This is a genomic window from Arthrobacter sp. ATA002, assembly GCF_026898095.1.
Taxonomy (GTDB): domain Bacteria; phylum Actinomycetota; class Actinomycetes; order Actinomycetales; family Micrococcaceae; genus Arthrobacter_B.
The window spans coordinates 3,624,990-3,644,992 of record NZ_CP114015.1; the positions used below are offsets into that span (position 1 = coordinate 3,624,990).

Consider the following 20,003-nt stretch of genomic DNA (forward strand, 5'->3'; position numbering starts at 1 on the left):
ACGGCTCAGGGGCAGGGGTTGCGGCAGTGCGGGCGGTAACGGCGCTCCGGCCCTGTTCGCCGGCGGCGACGCGGCGGTAGCATCACCGGTACGGTCCGAGGGAACCGCGCTCCCGGGGCCCGGAGGCAGCCGCCGCGGTACGCCAAGGTATGAGGGTCAGACCATGAGATTCGTAAAACTGGGCAACTCGGGGGCCACCGTGTCAGCCCTGGGGCTGGGCTGCATGACCTACGGCGATCCGCACCGCGGAACCCACGGGTGGACGCTGCGCGAATCGGAGTCCGCGCCGATCCTGCGCCGCGCCCTGGATCTGGGAATCAACTTCTTCGACACCGCCAATGTCTACTCTTCCGGCGACAGCGAGCGGATCCTTGGAGCCTCAGTGCTGAAGCAGGCCAGGCGTGAGGAGGTGGTCATCGCCACCAAGGTGCACGGCGAAATGGCACCGGGCCCCAACGGGTGGGGTCTTTCGCGCAAGCATATTCTCTGGCAGGTGGATGAAAGCCTCAAACGGCTCGGCACCGACTACCTTGACCTCTATCAGGTCCACCGCTGGGATCCGTCCACCCCGCTGGAGGAAACCCTGGAAACACTGGACGGCCTGGTGCGGGCCGGCAAGGTCCGCTATCTGGGCGCGTCCACCATGTATGCCTGGCAGTTCGCCCGGGCGCAGGCACTGCAGCAGGCCCGCGGCTGGTCCCCGTTCATCACTATGCAGGCGCACTACAACCTGGTCTACCGCGAGGAGGAACGGGAAATGTTCCCCCTGTGTGCTGCCACCGGCACCGGCGTGCTGGCGTACTCGCCGCTGGCCCGGGGCCGGCTGGCGCGGGGCTGGGATGAAGTGACCATGCGCCAGCGCCGGGATGAGCTGGGGCACTCGCTGTATGCGGGCTCCGAGGAAGCCAACCGGGCCGTCGCCGGAGCCGTACTGCGCGTGGCCCTGCGCCACGGAGCGACCCGCGCCCAGGTCGCACTCGCCTGGGTGCTGGCCCATCCCACGGTGAGCGCCCCGGTGCTCGGTGCCTCCGCCGCCGGACATCTGGATGACGCCGTGGCCGCCCTGGACCTCCGGCTCTCGCCGGAGGACCTGGACGACCTGGAGCAGGACTACACGCCGCGGGCGGTGGCCGGGTTCTAGCCCTTCACCGCCCCGCTGGTCAGCCCGGAGGAAATGAAGCGCTGCAGGAACAGGAACAGTGCCATGACCGGCAGGGCCGCCAGCACGGCACCGGCCGAGAACACGCCCCAGGTGCGGGACTGGCTGTCGCCGACGAAGGAGTACAGGCCCACGGCCAGGGTCTGCGCGTCCGGATCGTTCAGCACGATGGAGGCGATCAGGAACTCCCCGGTGGCCGTAATGAAGGACAGCAGCCCCACGATGGCCAGGATGGGGGTGACCAGGCGCAGGATGATGGTGAAGAAGATCTGCACATGGCTGGCGCCGTCGATGCGGGCCGCCTCGTCCAGGGACTTGGGCACCGTGTTGAAGAAGCCGTACATCAGGTAGGTATTCACTCCCAGCGCTCCGCCGAGGTAGACCATGATCAGGCCGGTCTGGCTGCCCAGTCCGAGCCAGGGGACCACGTCGGAAATGCCGCTGAGCAGCAGGAAGATCGCCACCACGCCAAGCATCTGCGGGAACATCTGCAGGAGCATCAGGCTCATCAGCCCGAACCGGCGGCCGGTGAACCGCATCCGGGAGAACGAATATGCCGCGAGGGCGCCGAGGAACACGGTGCCCGCGCTGGTGATCAGTCCGACGACGAGCGTGTTCACGAACCATTTGGCGAACGGCTTCTGCGGATCCGAGAACAGGTCGACGAAGTTGTCGAACTGGACCGTGGTGAACAGCCCGTTGGCGGAAACCAGGGTTCCCGTCGGGCTCAGCGCCGCGGAGAGCACGTAGGCCAGCGGGAAGAGCGCAAACACTCCCATGGCCACGCCCACCAGGTGCCGCCAGCCCTTGTCCCGGAACCAGCGCCCGAAGCTCCTGCGCGGCTGCGGAACCGTGCCGGCTCCCGGCGTATGCGCCGGGGCTCCTTTTCCTGCCGGGGTCAGAGTCGCGTTGCTCATGAGTTCACTTCCTCCAGCGCCTTGGTCTGCCGGAAGCTGACCGCTGAGATGACTGCCACGATGATGAAGATAATGACGGCGAGCGCGCTGGCCAGGCCGTAGTCACGGCCGGAACCCTGACCGAAGGCCACCTTGTACACCAGGGTGATCAGCAGGTCGGTGGCGCCGATGTCCATGTTGGTGTCGGAGAACCGCGGACCGCCGCCGGTGAGCATGAAGATCACATTGAAGTTGTTGAAGTTGAACGCGAACGTCGAGATCAGCAGCGGAGCGGTGGAGACCAGCAGCAGCGGCAGCTTGATCGAGCGGAAAATCCGCCAGGCTGAGGCACCGTCCATACGGGCCGCCTCGTTGACGTCCTCGGGCAGCGACTGCAGGGCTCCGGTGCAGACCAGGAACATGTACGGGAACCCCAGCCAGGTGTTCACCAGCAGCACGCTGAACTTGGCCAGCCACGGGTCCGTCAGCCACGGGATATCCGCCCCGCCGAACAGCGTTGCGTTGATGAAGCCGAACTCCTGGTTGAGCATGCCGGACCACACCAGCCCGGCCAGGAACGCCGGGAAGGCATAGGGCAGGATCATGATGGTGCGGTAGATCTTCTTGCCGCGCAGGTTCGGGTGGTTGAACGTCAGGGCCAGGAACAGGCCCAGGCCGAAGCAGAGCAGCACCGAGCCCAGGGCAAAAGTGAAGGTCCAGAGGATGACGCTGACCAGCGGACCGCGCAGGTCAGGATCGGTGAAGGCCCGCTCGAAGTTCTCGAAGCCCACCCCCACCTTCCACCCGGTGGCCAGCCGTTCGCCGTCGTCCACCACAAAGGAACCTTCTCCTCCGTCGCGGTACACCGCGCCGGTCTCGGTGTCCGTAAAGGTGTCCGCTGCTTCGTCGTAGATCAGCACCGGTTTGAAGACGTAGGCGTTGGAACCGTCGGCCGTCTGCAGGATGCCGTCGTCAAGGTCTTCCGACAGGGGAACCTTGATGCCGGTGATTTCCTGCTGTACGGACAGCAGCTCGTTGAAGTTCAGGGTCCGGTAACCGTCGGCACCCACGGCCTTGCCGGTGCCGCCCAGGTCAGGGTCTGCGACATCTTCCAGCGGTTCACCGGTGGTGCCGATGCGCACTCCGCCGTCGGGATCGGTGACCAGCAGGGACAGGACGTCATCCTTTTCCACCACCGACACCTGGTAGGCCGGCGAATCCGGAACGCGTTTTTGTGCGCTCATGGAGATGGAGGAGATGGCGTCCGCCTTGGTGCTGTTGTGCCCGTCGCCGTAGTTGGTGAACGCCACGTAGCCGCTGTACACCACCACGAAGACCTGGAAGACCAGCAGGAACAGGACGCCCGGGGCCAAATACTTGGCCGGAAGGCCGCCGCGGCGCAGGTAAATCCAGTTGATCAGCACTGTCACCGCGGCGGCGACGGCGAGGATCAGCCACTTCTCGTTCATAAACAGGGCCATGAGGACGTACACGGCAAACGCGTCAGTCAGGCCCAGAAGCAGGATCTTCGCCAGCAGGCCGGCTGTTGAGTCGGGGCTGCGGCGGGGCTTCCTGCGGGGTGCGGGACTGTCGGAGCGGACAGGGGTGTCCAGCTGATCAACCATCGGGGTTCTCCTTGAACCGGTTCGGGCCGGGACGCTGCACAAATCGATGCGGCGTCCCGGCCCGCGCCTGTCCGCCGGCGAAGGCGCCGGCGGACGTGTCTAACTGAAGGTGCGGCTGCTGCCGGACTGCGTGGTTACTTGGCGATCTTGGCTTCGACGTTGCCGACCATGGTTGCCCAGGATTCAGCGGGATCGCCCTGGCCCTTGATCAGGGCGAGCTCGGTGCCGCCCCAGTCGGCCCAGACGGCTTCCATCTCCGGAATGGCCGGCATGGGCACGCCGTCGGCGCCAATCTTGCCGAAGGCGGCGACGATCGGATCCTCGGCGGCCTTGTCGAAGGACGCGGTCAGGGCCGGCGGGCGTCCGCCGCCTTCGAACATTGCGTCCTGCACGGCTTCGGTGGTCAGGTAGTTCAGCGCGAACTCCGTGGCGGCCAGGGAGTTCTGGCTCTTGGAGCTGATGAAGAAGCCGTTGACACCGATGAAGGGCTGCGCGGGCTGCGCGCCGCGGTGGGAAGCGGATCGACGACAACGTTGATCCCGGCATCCTGCGCCAGCGGCACGTTCCACGGACCGGTCAGGAAGTAGGGGGACGCTCCGGCGTTGAACTTTTCCTTGGCAATGTCCGCGGAAATGTTGGAGTTCAGGAGCCCGGCTCCGCCCTCGCCCCATTCCTTCAGCTTGGCCGCGAAGGCTGCTCCGTTTTCGTTGCCCAGTTCCAGCTTCGAGGCGTCGTAGCTGCCGGTCTCGTCGGTTCCGAAAACGGGCACGCCCATCGAGGTCTGGAAGGGGTAGAGGTGGTAGGGGTCGCCCTGCTTGGGGTCCATGCCCACCAGGAACGGGAACTCGGCGCCGTTGGCGACAGCCTCCGTGCCGTTGGCAATAACCTCGTCCATGGTGGCTGCCGGTTCCGGCACCAGGTCCGCGTTGCGCAGCAGGCCAATGTTCTCGATGGAGTAGGGAACACCGTAGGTGCTGCCCTCATAGGTCATGGCAGTGACGGCGGATTCAGAGAAGCCTGCTGCCTTGTCGCCCAGTTCGATCGGCGCGACCACGCCGTTCTGCACAAACTTGCCCAGCCAGTCATGCGGGCCCACGATCAGGTCCGGGCCCTTGCCGGTGGGAACCTGCGTGATGAAATCGTCCGAGACCTGCTCAAAGTCCTTGGTCACCAGCTTGATCTCAATGCCGGTGTCTTCCTTGAACCGGGCGGTGACGTCGGTCAGGGCCGGGGAACGCTCGGCATCGACCCACATGGTCAGGGTCGTGGCCCCGGCGCTGGCCAGATCGGTGGAGCCGGTGCTCTCGGCGGCGTCGCTGCCGCCGCAGGCACTCAGGACAAGGGCGGCGGTGACCGAGACGGCCCCGAGAGCGAAGGTACGGCGGCCAAACGCCGTCGTACCCGTTGTGTGCACCTTCATTGGTGTACCTCTCCTAGTTTTTCAAGTGGTTTCCGGCTTTCTCAGGCGGCGCCCGAGCATGCCTGCGCTGTGGCAGCGCAGGGGCCAGGAGCAAACGGAAGCTCTCCGCGGGACCTAAGTATGGAGAAAGTGTAAGCGCGTACACGTTGTGCGTCCAATCACAGACTTGCGTCACTATTTGATGAATCACGCTACGGAGGAAATCCGGCATTTATACCAGCAATCCGCTAAAAATAAGCAATCTTAGGTTCAGCCACGGCGGTGCAAGCGTTTTCATTTCCGGTCGGATATGCCCCTAGGATGGCTCCCATGCTCAGCGACGTAATTCCCGGCACCGGCCCCCTTACCGGCCCGTCCCCAGTCCCCCTGCACGCGGCCTCCAGCGAGCAGGACCGCCAGTGGTGGCGTTCCTCCGTGATTTACCAGGTGTATCCGCGGTCCTTCCGCGACCTGAGCGGCGACGGCATCGGGGACCTCCCCGGCATCACGGCCGAGCTGGGCTCGCTCGCGGAGCTGGATATTGACGCACTGTGGCTGTCCCCGTTCTTCAAGTCCCCGCAGAACGATGCCGGCTACGACGTTGCCGACTACTGCTCGGTGGATCCGCTGTTCGGCACGCTGGAGGACTTTGACGCCCTGGTGGAGAAGGCCTCCGGCCACGGCATCCGGATCATCGTGGACCTGGTGCCCAACCACTGCTCCAATGAACACGCCCTCTTCCAGGCGGCACTGGCCGCACCCGCAGGTTCCCCGGAACGGGACATGTTCATTTTCCGTGACGGTGCCGGCTCCAACGGTGATGCCGCGCCCAACAACTGGCAGTCCCACTTCGGCGGATCGGCCTGGACCCGGACGACCAACGCGGACGGCACCCCCGGCCAGTGGTACCTGCACCTGTTCGATTCGAGCCAGCCGGATTTCAACTGGGACAACCCCGCTGTCCGCGCTGAATTCGAACGGGTGCTGCGCTTCTGGCTGGACCGCGGCGTCGGCGGTTTCCGCGTCGATGTGGCCCACGCCCTGGTGAAAAAGTCCGGCCTTCCCGATTGGGGCGGCCGCGCGGACGGCTGCTCCTCGGAGGGTTTCCCGGGCGCGGAAGCGCCGATGTTCGGCCAGCCGGAGGTTCATGACATTTTCCGGTCGTGGCGGAAACTGCTGGAGGAGTACGACGGCGAGCGCGTGCTCTGCGCGGAAGCCACCATCGATCCGCTGGACCGGCTTTCCGACTGGGTCCGCCCCGATGAAATGCACCAGACCTTCAACTTCGCCTACCTCAACCACGACTGGCATCCCGGCGCCGTCCGCCACGTTATCGGCTCATCGCTGGAGGCCTTCGATAAGGTGGGCGCGCCCACCACCTGGGTGCTCTCCAACCACGACGTCGTCCGGCACGCCACGCGTTTCGGCATCGAAGGCCGCCAGGAGCGTCCCGGCGACGGCCTGGGCCCGGAGGACCCGCAGCCCAATGACGAGCTCGGCCTGTCCCGCGCCCGTGCCGCCACGCTGCTCATGCTGGCGCTGCCCGGCGGCGTCTACCTGTACCAGGGCGAGGAGCTGGGCCTGCCAGACCACACCACCATGCCGCACGATTTCCGGCAGGATCCCAGCTACCACCGCACCGGCGGCGCCCGCCTGGGCCGCGACGGCTGCCGTGTCCCCCTGCCCTGGTACGCGGCGGCGGACAGCTTTGGGTTCAGCAGCACCGGCTCTGCCTGGCTGCCGCAGCCGGCCGGCTGGGCCTCTTTGGCCCGGGACGTCCAGCGGGGGATCCCGACTCCACCCTGAACCTTTACCGCAGTGCGCTGGCGGTGCGCCGGGAATATGCCCTCGGCGCCGGGTCCCTCGCGTGGTGGCCGGATGTCGACGGCGAGTCCGCGGTTGCCTTCCTGAACGGCAGCGTCCTGACGGTGCTCAACATGGGCACCGAACCGCTGCTGCTTCCTGAAGGGGAGGTCCTGGTGTCCAGCGAAGCCGGTGCCGCCGCCGGCGGATTCCTGGCGCCCAACCGCGCCGTCTGGCTCCGGCTAAGCTAATGCCTGCGGCGCCGGACGCCGGTCCGGTGCCGCAGCCGACGCTGCTCCCGTCCAGCTGCCGGCGTCCACCCCCGTAGCGGCAAGCGTCCGCTATGACCAGCAGCCGCCGAATCGAGGAAAACCGTGCCTGGCATCAAAGACGTGGCCGAACACGCCGGAGTGTCCTCTGCCACGGTCTCGCGCGCCCTCAGCGGCAACGGCAAGGTCTCCGAGGCCACCCGCCGCCGGGTCCGGGCCGCCGCCGAGGAACTGGGCTATGTCCTGTCCTACAACGCTTCCTCGCTGGCCTCCGGCCGCAGCCGAAATATCGGAATTGTCATGCCCACGGTGGGCCGCTGGTATTTTTCCCAGGTCCTCGAAGGCGCTGCCGCTGCCCTGATCGACGCCGGGTATGACCTGACCCTGTACAACACCAGTGACGGGCCCGGCCACCGCGAAAGCGTGCTGACCGAGATGCTGCGCCGGCAGCGGCTCGATGCCGTCATCGCGGTGGCGCTGAAACTCACCGATGAGGAACTTGCCCAGCTGCATGCCGTCGGCAAGCCGATTGTCGCCATCGGCGGGCCCCTGCCGCAGACACATACCATCCGGGTGGACGAGGCCAACATCTCCGTGCTGGCGACGGAGCACCTGATATCGCTGGGTCACACCCGGATTGCCCACATCGGCGGCGGCGAGGAACTGGAACGCGATTTCCGGCTGGGCAGCACCCGCCGGGACGGCTATGAGCAGGCCATGGGCAGGGCCGGCCTGGAATGCCGGCATGTCAACAGCGTGGACTTTTCCGTGGCCAGCGGAGTGCGGGCGGCAAAAAGCCTGCTGGCGGCTCCGCACGGCCGGCCCACCGGCATCTTCTGCGCCTCGGATGAACTTGCCATCGGCGCCATTCTCGCGGCGGGGGACCTGGGCCTGCGCGTTCCCGGAGACCTGTCCGTTATTGGCATTGACGGCCACGAACTGGGCGAGGTTTTTGGGCTCACCACCATCAGCCAGGACCCGAAGGGCCAGGGTGCAGCCGCCGTGGCGGCGGTCCTGTCGCTCCTGGCGCAGAAGCCGCCGGCAGCGGATTGGATCCAGCGGTTCTTCCCCACCGAGTTCGTGGTCCGCTCCAGCACCTCCGTGCCGGCGGACCTGCGGAGCTGATCGGTGCGCGGCGTGGAGCTGCGGCATCGAGGCCGATACTCGTCTTCGGCCCTCACCCGTGCTTAACTAAAACGTCAGTCCGTCCGGCCGAAGGAACTCCGCCCGCCCATGTCGCCCTTTCTCTGGATCCTGCAGATAGTCCTGGCCCTGCTGTTCCTGGGAATCGGCGGGCAGCGCCTGACCCGGCCCGCGCGGCAGCTGCGGAAACTGCCCTGGACCGACGGATATCGGCCGGCGGCCATCCGGGCGCTGGGCGTGGTGGAAATCGCGGCCGGCCTGGGCCTGCTGCTTCCCGGACTGCTGGGCTGGTCCCCCTGGCTGACCCCCGCCGCTGCCGCCGGCCTGCTGGCCCTCATGTCGCTGGCGGTGCTGATGCACCTGCGCCGCGGCCAGCGCCAGGCCGCGGTCCTCCCGGCTATCCTTTTGATACTGGCGGCGTTTGTGGTGTGGGGGCGGCTGGCGCAGCTGCTCTGAGCCCCTTCCCCGGCCTGAATCCTCACCAGCAGCCCGGCGAAAGGGAGCGGACGCGCAATGGCAGGCACAGCAGAAGCGGCAGCCGAGCTGTACGCCCTCATGCCCGGCGAGTTCACCGCCGCCCGCAACCGGCGCGCCGCCGAGGCGGCGGAGGGCGGGGACAAGGGCCTGGGAAAGGCGATCCGTTCCCTGCCGAAACCGTCCTCAGCGGCCTGGCTCGTCAACATGCTCTGCCTGCACCGCACGGAACTGATCTCCGAAGTCCTCGAGCTGGGCGCCGTCCTGCGCGAGGCACAAAATGACCTGGACCAACAACAGCTGCGCCGGCTCAGCGGCGAGCGCCAGCGGCTGCTCCGCTCCGTGGCGCGGGAAGCCCTGAGCCTTGCCGGGCAGCTGGGGCATCCGGTCAGCGCCGCCGTCGGAGCCGAAGTTGAACAAACGCTGTGGGCGGCCATGACCGATGCCGATGCCGCAGCGGCCGCAGCGAGCGGCCAGCTGGTGCGCGGGCTCGAAGCGAACGGGTGGGACCCGGTGGACGTTGCCGGAGCTGTCGCAGATCCCGGATCGGTGCGCCCGCCTGCCGCCGGCGGAACCCGCAGCTCGTCCCCGCGGTCCGGAACCGGCGGGGACGCCTCCGCGGTGCCGTCACGGAAGGAAAAGGCGGCCGCGGACCGGGCACGCCGTACGGCCCGGGCCGCACTGGAGGAGGCACAGCGGGACGCCGCCCGGGCCGAGGAGGCACTGAAATCGGCCCAGGACGAGGTGGACAAGGTTGCCGGGCGGCGCGATGAGCTCACTGACGAAATCGACGAACTGCGCGTCCGGATCCACGAGCTGGAACGCGAAGTGGTCTCCGTCGACCGCCGCGCGGGGGCCCTGGAACGCGCACGTGATGCGGCGCGGCGTTCGGCCCGCGCGGCGCGGCGGGCCGCGGAGAAGGCACAGTCCACACTGGAGGGGCTGGGCTAAGGTCCCCGGCAGCGCACAATACGTCCAACAAATTCGTCCTAATTATTGGCGCGCAGCGGTGGTACGTTCGGAATCCGAGCAAAGGCAACTCCCCTTTGGAGGAATCATGACTGACCATGTTGCGCCCGTTAGCGACTGCGCCGTCCACAGCTGTGACTACAACCACGACGGCTGCACCGCCTATGCCATTACCGTCGGCGGAACCCCCGACCATGCCAGTTGCTCCACCTTCATCGACACCACGGAAACGGGCGGCCTGCCCAAGGTCCTGGCCTCGGTGGGCGCGTGCCTGCGCAGCGAATGCCGGCATAACGACCGCCTCATGTGCACCGCCCGTGACGTCCGGGTCGGCCCCGGTGCTGAACTGGCGGACTGCCTGACCTATCAGCACCGGTAGCCGCTGCCGCGTCCGGCGGATATGTCCTCCCACGATCCGGCAATGTGATCCAAGCCTCACCAGCATGTAGCGTTGGAGGCCACAAACCCGCTTCAAAGGAGAACAATGCCAGGCTTGGACACCGCTTTGACACCGCTTCGTTTCCTGGAACGGGCCGCCCAGGTGCACCCGGATAAAACGGCGGTGATCGACGGTGACCGGCGCCTGACCTACCGTGAGTTTGCGGCAGCGGTGACCCGGACCGCCCGTGCCCTGCGCGCCTCGGGTTTGGCGGCCGGCGGCCGGGCGGCGTTCCTGGGCACCAACTCGGCCGAACTGCTGATCGCCCACTACGCCGTCCCCCTGGCCGGCGGCGTCCTGGTTCCGATGAATACCCGGTTGTCGCCGCCCGAGGTCACCTACATCTGCAACCATTCCGGCGCCACTGTGCTGTTCGGAGATCCGGACCTGCTCCTCAAGCTGGACTCGCCCGAGCTGGAGACGGTTACCGAGGTTGTCTCCGTCCCCCTCCAGGACGGCAGCAGCGGCACGGTGGCGGGAACGACGGCGTACGCCGACTTCCTCGCCCGCGGAACCGACGACCCGCTCTCCTGGGATGTGGCGGACGAGAATACGGTCATCACCCTGAACTACACCTCCGGCACGACCGGCAGGCCCAAGGGCGTGATGTACACCCACCGCGGCGCCTACCTGAATTCGCTCGGCGAAGTGCATCATCAGGGATTCACCGCTGACAGTGTCTACCTCTGGACCCTCCCCATGTTCCACTGCAACGGCTGGTGCACCACCTGGGCGCTGACCGCCGCCGCCGGCACCCATGTCTGCCTGCGGGCTGTCCGCGGCCCGGAAATCTGGCGCCTGATCGACGCCTGCGGGGTTGACCATCTGGCCGGCGCCCCCACCGTGCTCAGCGCCATCGCCACCGCGGCGGAAGCCCACGAGCTGGACCGTCCGCTGACCATCGTCACCGCGGGAGCCCCGCCCAGCCCCACCATCATCGCCCGGATCCACCAGCTGCGCGCCGCGGTGGTGCACGTGTACGGGCTCACGGAGTCCTACGGACCGTATGCGGTCTGCGAACCGCAGGCCGCCTGGGCCGCGCTCGACGGCGAAGCCCTGGCCCGGAAAATGGCGCGCCAGGGCGTGGGCATGCTGACGTCGGACCGGCTGCGGGTGGTCCGCAACGATGCTGGTACCAGCGGCGACCTGACCGACGTCGCCAGCGACGGCGTCGAAATGGGTGAGATCGTCATGCGCGGGAATTCCGTGATGAAAGGGTACTACCGCGACGACGACGGCACGGCGGACGCGTTCCGCGGCGGCTGGTTCCACACCGGCGACCTCGGCGTGATGCATCCAGACGGCTACGTCCAGCTGCTGGACCGTTCCAAGGACGTGGTGGTCTCCGGCGGCGAGAACATCTCCACCATCGAGGTGGAACAGGCCCTGGCCAGCCATCCGGCCGTGGCCGACGTCGCGGTCATCGGTGTGCCGGATGACCGCTGGGGTGAGCGGCCCAAGGCCTTCGTGGTGCTCGCCCCGGGCCGGACCGCCACCGAAGACGATCTCCTGGCCCACGTCAAGTCCCGGATCGCATCCTACAAAGCACCCCGGTCGGTGGAGTTCATCATCGACCTGCCCAAAACGTCCACCGGAAAAATCCGCAAGAATGAACTGCGGACCCAGGAATGGGAAGGCCGGGAAGCCCGCATTAACTAGCGGCGTCCGAAGGCGGCAGTTCCCCCGCCGCACCACCCCGCCCAGCAACGAGCGAAAGAGAGACACCCATGGCCGCCGTCGTGCTGGGCTGGAATCCTGCCACTGCGTTTGGTGCCGGCCCCGGCCCTGCCGACTACCGCTCGGCAGCGTCCACGGTGCAGCGCACCGGGCTCTACGCCACCCGGTGGCGGGTGGGGCACGGCCAGCAGTTCGATCCCGGAACCGACGCGTGGCTGTTCGCCCAGGGCCGGCACGGGCGGGGGCTGCTGGGGCACGGCGTGGTTGCCTCCGCGCCCCAGCCCGGTGCGGCCCTGCCGGCCCGCCTGGGCCTGCTGGCAGGCATCGTCTTTGACCTGCTCCTGGCGCCGGGGGATGCGCTGCCCGCCGAAGGGCTCGCGGAACTCGTTCCGGAGCTGAACTGGAATGCCGTCCGCAGCACCGGAACGGCCGTTCCGGCCCACAGCGAGGTGCCGCTGCGGACCGCCTGGACCACTTTCCTGCGGTCCAGGCCCGCTCCGGCCGATTGGCTTGCCGCAGCCGACCCCACAGTGCCTCTTCCGGGAAGCCTCCCCCAGGACAGCCTGCGTACGGTGGGCATCAACCGGTACGAACATGACCCCGACGCCGTCCGGCAGTGCGTCTCCTTCCACGGCACCTCCTGCGCGGCCTGCGGCTTGTCGATGGACCGGATATACGGTCCGGCCGGGGCCGCTTTCGTCCAGGTGCACCACATTGTGCCGCCGTCCGCCATCACCCCGGGCTATGCGCTGGATCCGGTGGCGGACCTGGTGCCCCTGTGCCCCAACTGCCACGCCGTAGCCCACTTGGGGATTCCCGATCCGTACACGCCCGGCGAGCTGCGCCGGATGCTCGCGGCTGCCGGCGGACCGGTACCGGGCGGAGGCCCGATTACCGGCTCCGTTGCTACGGACCGGGAACTGGAAGCCCGGGAGGATGCGGCACGCCTTCGGGACAATGGGTAGTCCATGGCAAAATCGTTAGCGCCATGACCATTCCCGCCAGTACTCCGAAATCCGTCCGGGTGGACGCCTGGCTGTGGGCCATCCGGGCGTACAAGACCCGGTCCGCCGCCACTGCCGCATGCCGTGCCGGCCATGTCCGGCTCAACGGCAATCCGGCCAAGGCAGCCCAGCCGGTCCAGCCCGGAGACACCATCCGGGTGCGCCAGCCCGGGTACGAGCGGATCCTCGAAGTCCGCCGGCTGATCGCCAAGCGCGTTGGTGCAGAAGCGGCATCCCACTGCTTCACCGACCACACGCCGCCGCGGCCGGTCGGTCCGGCCCTGGGAATCCCCCTGCGGGACCGGGGAGCCGGACGCCCCACAAAGAAGGACCGCCGCGAGATTGACCGGCTGCGCGGCGACCGCTGAGCCGCCGGCATGGCTGCCCCGTTACCTTTTTCGTAGCCCGTTCCTGATGCAGGATATGGGTGTGTTGGCCGGTCGGTTCCGGCATGGTTTTTGCCCCCAGTCATCCATGATCCGGGGGTGTTGCCACCGGAACCGACATGGCGGCCGGGGAATCGCTAATAGAGGCACGACCAACGAAGCCATTCGTAACGTGGATGCGACTCCTGCCGCCCCTGACCAGCCAACACGTCAGTCTCGCCACGAGCTACCGGGGGGTAATCATGATTCTGGAGCAAGAGAGCATCGACGTTTTCCTTGGCCTGGACGTCGGCAAGACCGGCCACCACGCGGTGGCACTGAACCGGGCCGGGAAGAAGCTTTACGACAAGGCCCTGCCGCAGGACGAAACCAAAATCCGCGACGTCCTCACCAAGCTCACCGGCCATGGAAAGGTTCTGGTCGTCGTGGACCAGCCCGCGACCATCGGCGCGCTACCCGTCGCGGTCGCCCAGGCCGCCGGAGCGACCGTGGGCTATCTGCCGGGACTGGCGATGCGCCGGATCGCTGACCTGCACCCCGGCCAGGCGAAAACCGATGCCCGGGACGCGGCGATCATCGCCGAAGCTGCCCGGTCAATGCCGCATGCTCTTCGGTCGGTGGAACTCGATGATGAAACCCTGGCCGAACTCGGAGTGCTCTGCGGGTTCGATGACGACCTCGCCGGGCAAATCACGGCCACCTCCAACCGGATCCGCGGCCTGCTAACGCAGATCCATCCAGCCTTGGAACGGGCGTTGGGCCCGCACCTGGACCACCCGGCGGTGGCGGACCTGCTCACCCGGTATCCAACCCCGCAGGCGTTGAGGACCGCCGGCCGCGGACACGTGAAAGCACGGTTGAAGAAGCATGCGCCGCGGGCCGCTGAACGGCTCACCGAAGCGATATTCGATGCGCTGGGCCAACAGAGCGTTGTCGTCGTGGGCACCGGTGCTGCCGGGATCGTGCTGCCCAAATTGGCTGAGCAGCTCCTGGCCCTGCGCCGGCAACGCGACGAGATCGCCAGTCGGGTCGAAACCCTCGTGGAGGCCCACCCTCTTTACGAGGTCCTGACCTCGATGCCCGGCATCGGCGTCAGGACCTGCGCACGAATCCTCACCGAAGTTACCGGCAAGCACTTCGCGTCCGCCGCCCACCTGGCCTCCTACGCCGGAATCGCGCCGGTCACCCGACGCTCCGGAACCTCCATCCGCGGTGAGCACCCGAGCCGGCGAGGCAACAAGAAACTCAAACGCGCCCTGTTCCTCTCAGCCTTCGCCGCCCTGCACCATCCGCCGTCGAGGGCGTATTACGACCGCAAACGCGCTGAAGGTAAACGCCACAATCAAGCGATCATTGCCCTGGCCCGGCGTCGCTCCGACGTCCTGTTCGCTATGCTCCGCGACGGCACCCTTTATGAAGACCCGGCACCGAAGAACCTGCCGTCAGCGGCTTGACCAAAACCATAGAGGCACCCCCCGGCCCGGATCAGGGTGTGCGGGGCTTGAGCTGGTCGTCCACGAAATGCGGGGCGGCGGCAGCCATGCCGGCGAAAGCCATAATGACGGAGGAACCGGCCAGGATGGTCAGCGGAAGAGTCCAGCTTCCCGTTGCGCTGTGGAGGGCACCAATGGCAAACGGCCCCACCGCTGCCAGGAGGTAGCCCACCGGCTGGCAGAAGCCGGACAGTTCCGCCGTGACCCTTGGGTCCCGGGACCGCCCCGTAATCAAGGCCAGGGCCGTGGGAAAGGCGAAGCCGCCGGCGCCCAGGAGCAGCGCCCACAGCCAGGGAACGGTGTCCGGGGCCAGCAGCAGGCCGAGATATCCCGCTCCGGTGGCGGCAGCCAGCGCCGCAACGTATCCGCGCAGGCCAGGTGCCCGCGCCACCAGGGCGGGCATGATCAGGCCGCCGGGTATGCCCAGCGACGCAATCACGGCCATCATGAGGCCGGCCTGGGCCTGGCTTAGTCCGGCGTCGCGGTATATCTGCGCCACCCAGCCGAACTGCACGTAGGCGTTCATGGACTGGACGCCGAAGTACAGGCACAGCGCCACGGCCGTGCCCGACGACGTCATACGCAGCCGCCGCCCGTCCGGAAATGTCCCGGCCGGTGGAGACATGCCGGCCGCCGCCGGCGCCGCGGCGCCCGGGCCGGCGCCCCGGCCCGGGCGCGCCGGCTGCGAAAAGCGATGGCGGCCCACGGGACCACGGCCAGAAGCGCCGCCGCACCCCAGACCCGCAGGCTCACCTGCCAGCCGTCTGTCCCGCGGGCCGCCAGCGGAGCGGCGATCAGCAGCGGAAGGGTGGCGCCCACGGCCAGCGTGGTGCCGTACACCGAATTCAGCAGCGCCGTCCGCGCGCCGCCGTGCCGCTTGATGAAGGCCGGCACCAGGATGTTGCCCACCGCCATGCCGCCAAACGCCAGCATGCTGAGCAGCAGGAAGGCCACGGGAGATTCCACCACCGAGCGCAGCAGCAGACCTGCAGCAACGGCGGCAAGCCCCGCAGCTATGGTTCCGTTGATGCCGGCACGGCGGGACAGTGCAACGGCAAGAGCGCCGACGGCGGCGAAGGTGAGCCCCGGCAGCGCCGTCAGGACTCCGGCCAGAGTCGGATCCATCCCGAGCCCGGCCTGGAGTTCGGCCAGCACCGGACCGACCGACGTCGCGCCGGGCCGAAGATTGACGGCCACCAGCACGACGGCGGCGGCCGCGGCCCACAGCGGCAGAAGCCGGCGCGGCCGGGCCCGGCCGGCGACCTGTTTCCTCACTTCACTCACCCGGCCTTTCTAGCACGGGCGGTGCCAAACGCCACCGGCCGTGTCTTCTGCCCGTGTCACGGGGCGGAATGCACGGCCGGCGGCCCCGGCTTAGGCGGGGACAGCTTGGAGGGCCCGGCTGTCTCCGGTCTCAACGAACCTCTGGTGCCAGGACAGGGCTTCATCGAGCAGGTGCGGGGTGTGCTTGCCGAAGCTCTCCCGGGACGCACGGTCGAAGTAGTCCTGCAGCAGCGGCTGGAAATCCGGGTGCGCGCACTTGTCGATGATGGTGCGGGCACGCTGCTTCGGCGAGAGCCCGCGCAGGTCCGCGAGGCCGCGCTCGGTGACCACCAGCATGGTGTCGTGCTCGGTGTGGTCCACATGGCTGACCATCGGCACGATGCCCGAGATCTTGCCGCCCTTGGCTGTGCTCGGGGACAGGAAGGCGGACAGGAAGCCGTTGCGGGCGAAGTCGCCGGACCCGCCGATGCCGTTCATCATGGCTGTTCCGGCCACATGTGTGGAGTTCACATTGCCGTAGAGGTCCGCCTCGATCATGCCGTTCATGGCGATGCAGCCAAGGCGGCGGATGAGCTCTGGGTGGTTGGAGATTTCCTGGGTACGCAGGATGATCCGCTTGCGGTAGAACTCGATGTTGGAGTTGAACTCCTCGATTCCCGCCGGGCTTAGCGAGAAGGACGTGGCAGAGGCTACCCGGATGACTCCGTCGCGGATCAGGTGCAGCATGCCGTCCTGGATGACCTCGGTGTAGGCCGTAAGCCCGGTGTACCCCGAGGTGGCCAGCCCGCCCAGGACGGCATTGGCAATGTTACCCACGCCGGACTGCAGCGGCAGGAGCTTGTCGGTCAGCCGGCCGGCCTTGATCTCGTCCCCAAAGAAGTCGATCAGGTGGCCGGCGATCTGCCGGGACGTGTCGTCCGGGGCGGCGAAGGGCGTCATGCGGTCCGGGGCATCGGTCTCGACAACAGCAATCACCTTGTCCGGATCCAGGCGCAGGTAGGGTTCGCCGATCCGGTCGTCCGGGTTCACGAGCATGATCGGCTTGCGGTGCGGCGGCAGTGCCGTTCCGTAGTAGACGTCATGCATGCCGTCCATGGCTGCTGCCTGCTGGACGTTCACTTCGAGGATGATCTTGTCAGCCTGTTCAATCCAGGTCTTGTTGTTGCCGACGGACGAGGACGGGATGAGTGAACCGTCTTCGTTGATGCCCACCACCTCGATCACCGCCAGGTCTATGTGGCCGTAGAAGCCAAACCAGGTGTACTGGGCCACGTGCCCCAGGTGGATGTCGATGTACTCGAGTTCGCCGTCGTTGATCCGCTTCCGCAGGGTGGGATCGGACTGGTACGGCAGGCGCAGTTCCATACCGCCGGCCTTCGCGAGCACGCCGTCGAGCTCGGGGGCGGTGGAGGCGCCGGTCAGGACCTTAATCTGGAAGTCCTCGCCCCGGGCGTGGGCTTCCTCCATTTGGAGGGCCAGGGCCTGGGGAACTTCCTTGGGGTATCCGGCGCCGGTGAAACCACTCATTGCCACGGTCATGCCCGGTTTGATAAGCGCCGCCGCCTGTTCGGCGGACATCCTGCGCTGCAGCAGTCCTTCGTGGTGAATGCGGTCGTGCATTGTGGCCTTTCCTTAGTTGGGACCAACCAACACTATCCGCTGTGTGCCGCACCTCATATTCGGCGGCCGCTTTCCTTACGCCTCCTGCGGCCGGGGCGTTTGCTGCCCGGACTGCTGGATCTTCTCCAGGACCGCTTCCAGTTCAGTGCTCAAAGCGGCGAGGCGGGATGAGCTGGTCTCGACGGCGAGAGCGGCCACGAGGTCTGTCTGACGGCTGCGCAGCTGGGCGAGCGACGGGGCTGTTTCACTGTTGTCCATGCTTCATCCTACAAACGGGAGCGCTACACTGCCCAGGACGGCGAAGGCAAGGAGGACCCATGAGCACCCCGGCACATGAAACCGCGGAGCGGTGGCTGCGTTTCCGCAGCACCCGTAACCGCGAGCTGCGGCAGGAACACGGCTGGCTGACGCTCACCTCGCTGCACTGGCTAACGCCCGAGCCCGCACCGGTGGAGGAAGTTCCCGGGCTGTGGTCCGGAACCGGGACGGAAGCGGCCCTCACGGCAGCTGCCGGCGACGGGCTCACCATGGCGGGCAGCGGAACTGCGGTTGACGGTACCGTCACCGCTTCCCTGGCCGACGAGGAATCGCTGCTCTGGGTCCAGTTCGGCGGCAGCGGCGGGCGGACCGTGGTGGAGCTGGCCCGGCGCGGCGGACGCTATGCCATCCGCACCCGGGATTCGGCGTCCCCGGTGTTCACGGAGTTCAGCGCAGTGCCCACCTGGGATTTCAGGCCCGACATGGTGCTGCAGGCCAGGTTCGAGGCCTATCCCGAACCGGTGGACGTTCCGGTCCGGACTGCCCATCCCGCCGTCGACGGCGTACACCGCACCGTCGGCGAGCTGGTCCTCCGGCTTCCCGGAGCGGACCGGGAATACCGGCTGCAGGTCGCCGCGGACGGGCCGGACCGGCTGGCGCTGACGTTCCACGATGCCACCAACAACCGGACGACCGCCGGTTGGCGGAAGGTTGCTTTTGCCGCGCCGCAGCCCGGAACGTCGGCCGTGACGGTGGATTTCAACCGGGCCGTGAACTATCCCAGCGCGTTCACCCCGTACGGCACCTGCCCGATGCCGGTGGGCAGCAACATCATCGGGGAACCGGTGGAGGCAGGGGAACAGCGGCCCGCCACGCCGGAATAGGCCCGGTGCCGGGAGGCCGGCGGCGCGGACTGCGGCAGGCGGGCGTGCGCCGCGCGGCGCTTCCGCGGGATCATGGAGGGAACATCCAACGATCTCCGATCCGAAATGAGACCCCATGACACTCAAAGAGCAGCTCCAGGCCGACATGAAAACCCATATGAAGGCCGGAAACCGGACCGCGCTGATGACGGTGCGCAACGTGCTCGGCGAAATTGAGACCCGGGAGAAGTCAGGGAAGACCCCGGTGGAGCTCGACGACGTGCAGGTCGTGGCGCTGCTGCAAAAGGAAGCGGCCAAGCGGCGCGACACCGCCGGCATTTACCGGGATGCCGGTGAGACCGAACGAAGCGACGCCGAAATCGCCGAAGCCGAAATCATCGAGGCCTATCTGCCCGCCCCGTTGACCGCTGACGATGTCCAGGCGATCGTGGACGACGTCATCGCCGAACTTTCCGCCGGCGGTACGGAACTGTCGATGCGCCAGATGGGTGCGGTCATGAAGCCGGTGACGGCCAAGGTGGCCGGCCGCTACGACGGCAAGGCCGTCAGCGAGATTGTCCGCAGCCGCCTCGCCTAATTAGCCGGCCGCCACAAAGGCGGTGGCGGTATTCGGGGCGATTTCGGTCAACCCGGCATCCACGATCAGCGGACCGGCGCCGTCGGCGGCGGCGAGCGCCTGGAAGTCGGTCCCGGCGGCGGACCGGACGGACACCGGGCAGCCGCGCGTGCTCCAGGCGTTCCGTTCCCGGTCGGGCAGTGTCAGGTACCAGGCGAGCAGCGCGTGGGCCGCCTGCGCCCCGGCCTTGCCCGTGGACATTTTCAGGTCCCGGTTCACCACCACCACCGGAGCGTCCGGGCGCGCCGGTGCCGGACCACCGCCGTCGGGCAGCTGCGTGCCGGAGACCTGCAAGGCCCGGACCGCCTTGGGCATGTCCTCGTAGGTCACCGGCTCGAAGGCCACCGCCTGCGCCCGGCCGACGACGGCGGTCCCTGACGGCGCGTGTGCCGCCAGCTTGGCAAACGCTTTGGGTCCGGCCCGGCGGACGGTTTTCGTGAACCGGCCGAACACCCAGTTCTCCCACGGCCCGTCGCTGTCCCGCCGCGCATAGGCGCTGACGCTTGCCGCTGCTGCGGCAGCCACGGCGTCATAGTGGGACGCGGGGTCTTCCTTATCGACGAGCAGGACAATGGGCTGGACCGTGTCGCTGGGTTGCATGCTTC

At 67.6% G+C, this 20,003-nt stretch carries 18 protein-coding genes and 2 pseudogenes; 12 read left to right on the forward strand and 8 right to left on the reverse strand.

The features are described from left to right. Window positions 1–163 precede the first annotated feature (163 nt). Window positions 164–1,141 carry an aldo/keto reductase gene (locus OL239_RS17830; protein ID WP_268910012.1) on the forward strand — a complete coding sequence of 326 codons (978 nt, stop codon included), beginning with the start codon at window positions 164–166 and terminating at the stop codon, window positions 1,139–1,141. On the opposite strand, the gene OL239_RS17835 is transcribed toward OL239_RS17830, so the two are convergent. The 3 genes and pseudogenes from OL239_RS17835 to OL239_RS17845 all read right to left on the reverse strand — a co-directional run bounded on the left by OL239_RS17835 (window position 1,138) and on the right by OL239_RS17845 (window position 5,100). Further along, window positions 1,138–2,076, reverse strand: coding sequence for a sugar ABC transporter permease (locus tag OL239_RS17835; RefSeq protein WP_268910013.1), 939 nt, complete (start codon window positions 2,074–2,076; stop codon window positions 1,138–1,140). The two genes, OL239_RS17830 and OL239_RS17835, sit on opposite strands and share 4 nt — an antisense overlap. Then, window positions 2,073–3,680 (reverse strand): ABC transporter permease subunit, encoded by a 1,608-nt coding sequence (locus OL239_RS17840; protein WP_268910014.1) that lies wholly within the window; start codon window positions 3,678–3,680, stop codon window positions 2,073–2,075. The genes OL239_RS17835 and OL239_RS17840 overlap by 4 nt, the downstream gene beginning before the upstream one ends. Window positions 3,681–3,814: 134 nt before the next feature. Continuing rightward, window positions 3,815–5,100 (reverse strand): annotated as a pseudogene (locus OL239_RS17845) (sugar ABC transporter substrate-binding protein). Between the two features lie 309 nt (window positions 5,101–5,409). On the opposite strand from OL239_RS17845, the pseudogene OL239_RS17850 reads away from it, so the two are divergent. From OL239_RS17850 to OL239_RS17890, 9 genes and pseudogenes are all read left to right on the forward strand, one after another. Then, window positions 5,410–7,133, forward strand: a pseudogene (locus OL239_RS17850) (glycoside hydrolase family 13 protein). A 123-nt stretch (window positions 7,134–7,256) separates the two neighbouring features. Further along, window positions 7,257–8,276 (forward strand): LacI family DNA-binding transcriptional regulator, encoded by a 1,020-nt coding sequence (locus OL239_RS17855; RefSeq protein WP_268910015.1) that lies wholly within the window; start codon window positions 7,257–7,259, stop codon window positions 8,274–8,276. Window positions 8,277–8,384: 108 nt separating this feature from the next. Further along, entirely contained in the window at window positions 8,385–8,750 is a 366-nt protein-coding gene (locus OL239_RS17860) for a DoxX family protein (RefSeq protein WP_268910016.1), read from the forward strand. Window positions 8,751–8,807: 57 nt separating this feature from the next. Beyond that, window positions 8,808–9,719, forward strand: coding sequence for a hypothetical protein (locus tag OL239_RS17865; RefSeq protein WP_268910017.1), 912 nt, complete (start codon window positions 8,808–8,810; stop codon window positions 9,717–9,719). Between the two features lie 106 nt (window positions 9,720–9,825). Next, a complete protein-coding gene (locus tag OL239_RS17870; RefSeq protein ID WP_268910018.1) occupies window positions 9,826–10,116 on the forward strand; it encodes a DUF1540 domain-containing protein in 291 nt (96 codons plus the stop codon). Between the two features lie 105 nt (window positions 10,117–10,221). Next, on the forward strand, window positions 10,222–11,835 hold the full coding sequence (locus OL239_RS17875) for an AMP-binding protein (protein ID WP_268910019.1): 1,614 nt from the start codon (window positions 10,222–10,224) through the stop codon (window positions 11,833–11,835). Window positions 11,836–11,903: 68 nt separating this feature from the next. Then, entirely contained in the window at window positions 11,904–12,818 is a 915-nt protein-coding gene (locus OL239_RS17880; RefSeq protein ID WP_268910020.1) for an HNH endonuclease, read from the forward strand. Between the two features lie 23 nt (window positions 12,819–12,841). Next, window positions 12,842–13,225 (forward strand): RNA-binding S4 domain-containing protein, encoded by a 384-nt coding sequence (locus OL239_RS17885; RefSeq protein WP_268910021.1) that lies wholly within the window; start codon window positions 12,842–12,844, stop codon window positions 13,223–13,225. 260 nt (window positions 13,226–13,485) lie between these two features. Continuing rightward, on the forward strand, window positions 13,486–14,697 hold the full coding sequence (locus tag OL239_RS17890; protein ID WP_268910022.1) for an IS110 family transposase: 1,212 nt from the start codon (window positions 13,486–13,488) through the stop codon (window positions 14,695–14,697). A 31-nt stretch (window positions 14,698–14,728) separates the two neighbouring features. On the opposite strand, the gene OL239_RS17895 is transcribed toward OL239_RS17890, so the two are convergent. The 4 genes from OL239_RS17895 to OL239_RS17910 form a co-directional block, all read right to left on the reverse strand. Then, entirely contained in the window at window positions 14,729–15,316 is a 588-nt protein-coding gene (locus OL239_RS17895; protein WP_268910023.1) for a hypothetical protein, read from the reverse strand. Further along, a complete protein-coding gene (locus OL239_RS17900) occupies window positions 15,313–16,020 on the reverse strand; it encodes an MFS transporter (RefSeq protein ID WP_268910024.1) in 708 nt (235 codons plus the stop codon). Before OL239_RS17900 ends, OL239_RS17895 begins: the two co-directional genes overlap by 4 nt. Window positions 16,021–16,110: 90 nt before the next feature. Then, complete coding sequence (locus OL239_RS17905) at window positions 16,111–17,640, reverse strand: acetyl-CoA hydrolase/transferase family protein (protein ID WP_268910025.1); 1,530 nt, start codon at window positions 17,638–17,640, stop codon at window positions 16,111–16,113. A gap of 75 nt (window positions 17,641–17,715) precedes the next feature. Then, the gene (locus OL239_RS17910; protein ID WP_268910026.1) at window positions 17,716–17,898 is read right to left on the reverse strand and encodes a hypothetical protein; all 183 of its coding nucleotides are present in this window, start codon (window positions 17,896–17,898) and stop codon (window positions 17,716–17,718) included. 59 nt (window positions 17,899–17,957) lie between these two features. Between OL239_RS17910 and OL239_RS17915 the strand changes: the two genes are divergently transcribed. After that, window positions 17,958–18,782, forward strand: coding sequence for a DUF1684 domain-containing protein (locus tag OL239_RS17915; RefSeq protein WP_268910027.1), 825 nt, complete (start codon window positions 17,958–17,960; stop codon window positions 18,780–18,782). Between the two features lie 115 nt (window positions 18,783–18,897). After that, entirely contained in the window at window positions 18,898–19,359 is a 462-nt protein-coding gene (locus OL239_RS17920; RefSeq protein WP_268910028.1) for a GatB/YqeY domain-containing protein, read from the forward strand. Here OL239_RS17920 and OL239_RS17925 read toward each other — a convergent pair whose 3' ends face one another. Continuing rightward, window positions 19,360–19,998 (reverse strand): aminoacyl-tRNA hydrolase, encoded by a 639-nt coding sequence (locus OL239_RS17925; RefSeq protein ID WP_268910029.1) that lies wholly within the window; start codon window positions 19,996–19,998, stop codon window positions 19,360–19,362. Between the last annotated feature and the right edge of the window lie 5 nt (window positions 19,999–20,003).

What these genes read in the sequence shown, in the direction of transcription:
- OL239_RS17830 (WP_268910012.1), top strand. Translation starts at nt 164, where the DNA reads ATGAGATTCGTAAAACTGGGCAACTCGGGGGCCACCGTGTCAGCCCTG.
- OL239_RS17835 (WP_268910013.1), bottom strand. Translation starts at nt 2,076, where the DNA reads ATGAGCAACGCGACTCTGACCCCGGCAGGAAAAGGAGCCCCGGCGCAT.
- OL239_RS17840 (WP_268910014.1), bottom strand. Translation starts at nt 3,680, where the DNA reads ATGGTTGATCAGCTGGACACCCCTGTCCGCTCCGACAGTCCCGCACCC.
- OL239_RS17860 (WP_268910016.1), top strand. Translation starts at nt 8,385, where the DNA reads ATGTCGCCCTTTCTCTGGATCCTGCAGATAGTCCTGGCCCTGCTGTTC.
- OL239_RS17865 (WP_268910017.1), top strand. Translation starts at nt 8,808, where the DNA reads ATGGCAGGCACAGCAGAAGCGGCAGCCGAGCTGTACGCCCTCATGCCC.
- OL239_RS17870 (WP_268910018.1), top strand. Translation starts at nt 9,826, where the DNA reads ATGACTGACCATGTTGCGCCCGTTAGCGACTGCGCCGTCCACAGCTGT.
- OL239_RS17875 (WP_268910019.1), top strand. Translation starts at nt 10,222, where the DNA reads ATGCCAGGCTTGGACACCGCTTTGACACCGCTTCGTTTCCTGGAACGG.
- OL239_RS17880 (WP_268910020.1), top strand. Translation starts at nt 11,904, where the DNA reads ATGGCCGCCGTCGTGCTGGGCTGGAATCCTGCCACTGCGTTTGGTGCC.
- OL239_RS17885 (WP_268910021.1), top strand. Translation starts at nt 12,842, where the DNA reads ATGACCATTCCCGCCAGTACTCCGAAATCCGTCCGGGTGGACGCCTGG.
- OL239_RS17890 (WP_268910022.1), top strand. Translation starts at nt 13,486, where the DNA reads ATGATTCTGGAGCAAGAGAGCATCGACGTTTTCCTTGGCCTGGACGTC.
- OL239_RS17895 (WP_268910023.1), bottom strand. Translation starts at nt 15,316, where the DNA reads ATGACGTCGTCGGGCACGGCCGTGGCGCTGTGCCTGTACTTCGGCGTC.
- OL239_RS17905 (WP_268910025.1), bottom strand. Translation starts at nt 17,640, where the DNA reads ATGCACGACCGCATTCACCACGAAGGACTGCTGCAGCGCAGGATGTCC.
- OL239_RS17910 (WP_268910026.1), bottom strand. Translation starts at nt 17,898, where the DNA reads ATGGACAACAGTGAAACAGCCCCGTCGCTCGCCCAGCTGCGCAGCCGT.
- OL239_RS17915 (WP_268910027.1), top strand. Translation starts at nt 17,958, where the DNA reads ATGAGCACCCCGGCACATGAAACCGCGGAGCGGTGGCTGCGTTTCCGC.
- OL239_RS17920 (WP_268910028.1), top strand. Translation starts at nt 18,898, where the DNA reads ATGACACTCAAAGAGCAGCTCCAGGCCGACATGAAAACCCATATGAAG.
- OL239_RS17925 (WP_268910029.1), bottom strand. Translation starts at nt 19,998, where the DNA reads ATGCAACCCAGCGACACGGTCCAGCCCATTGTCCTGCTCGTCGATAAG.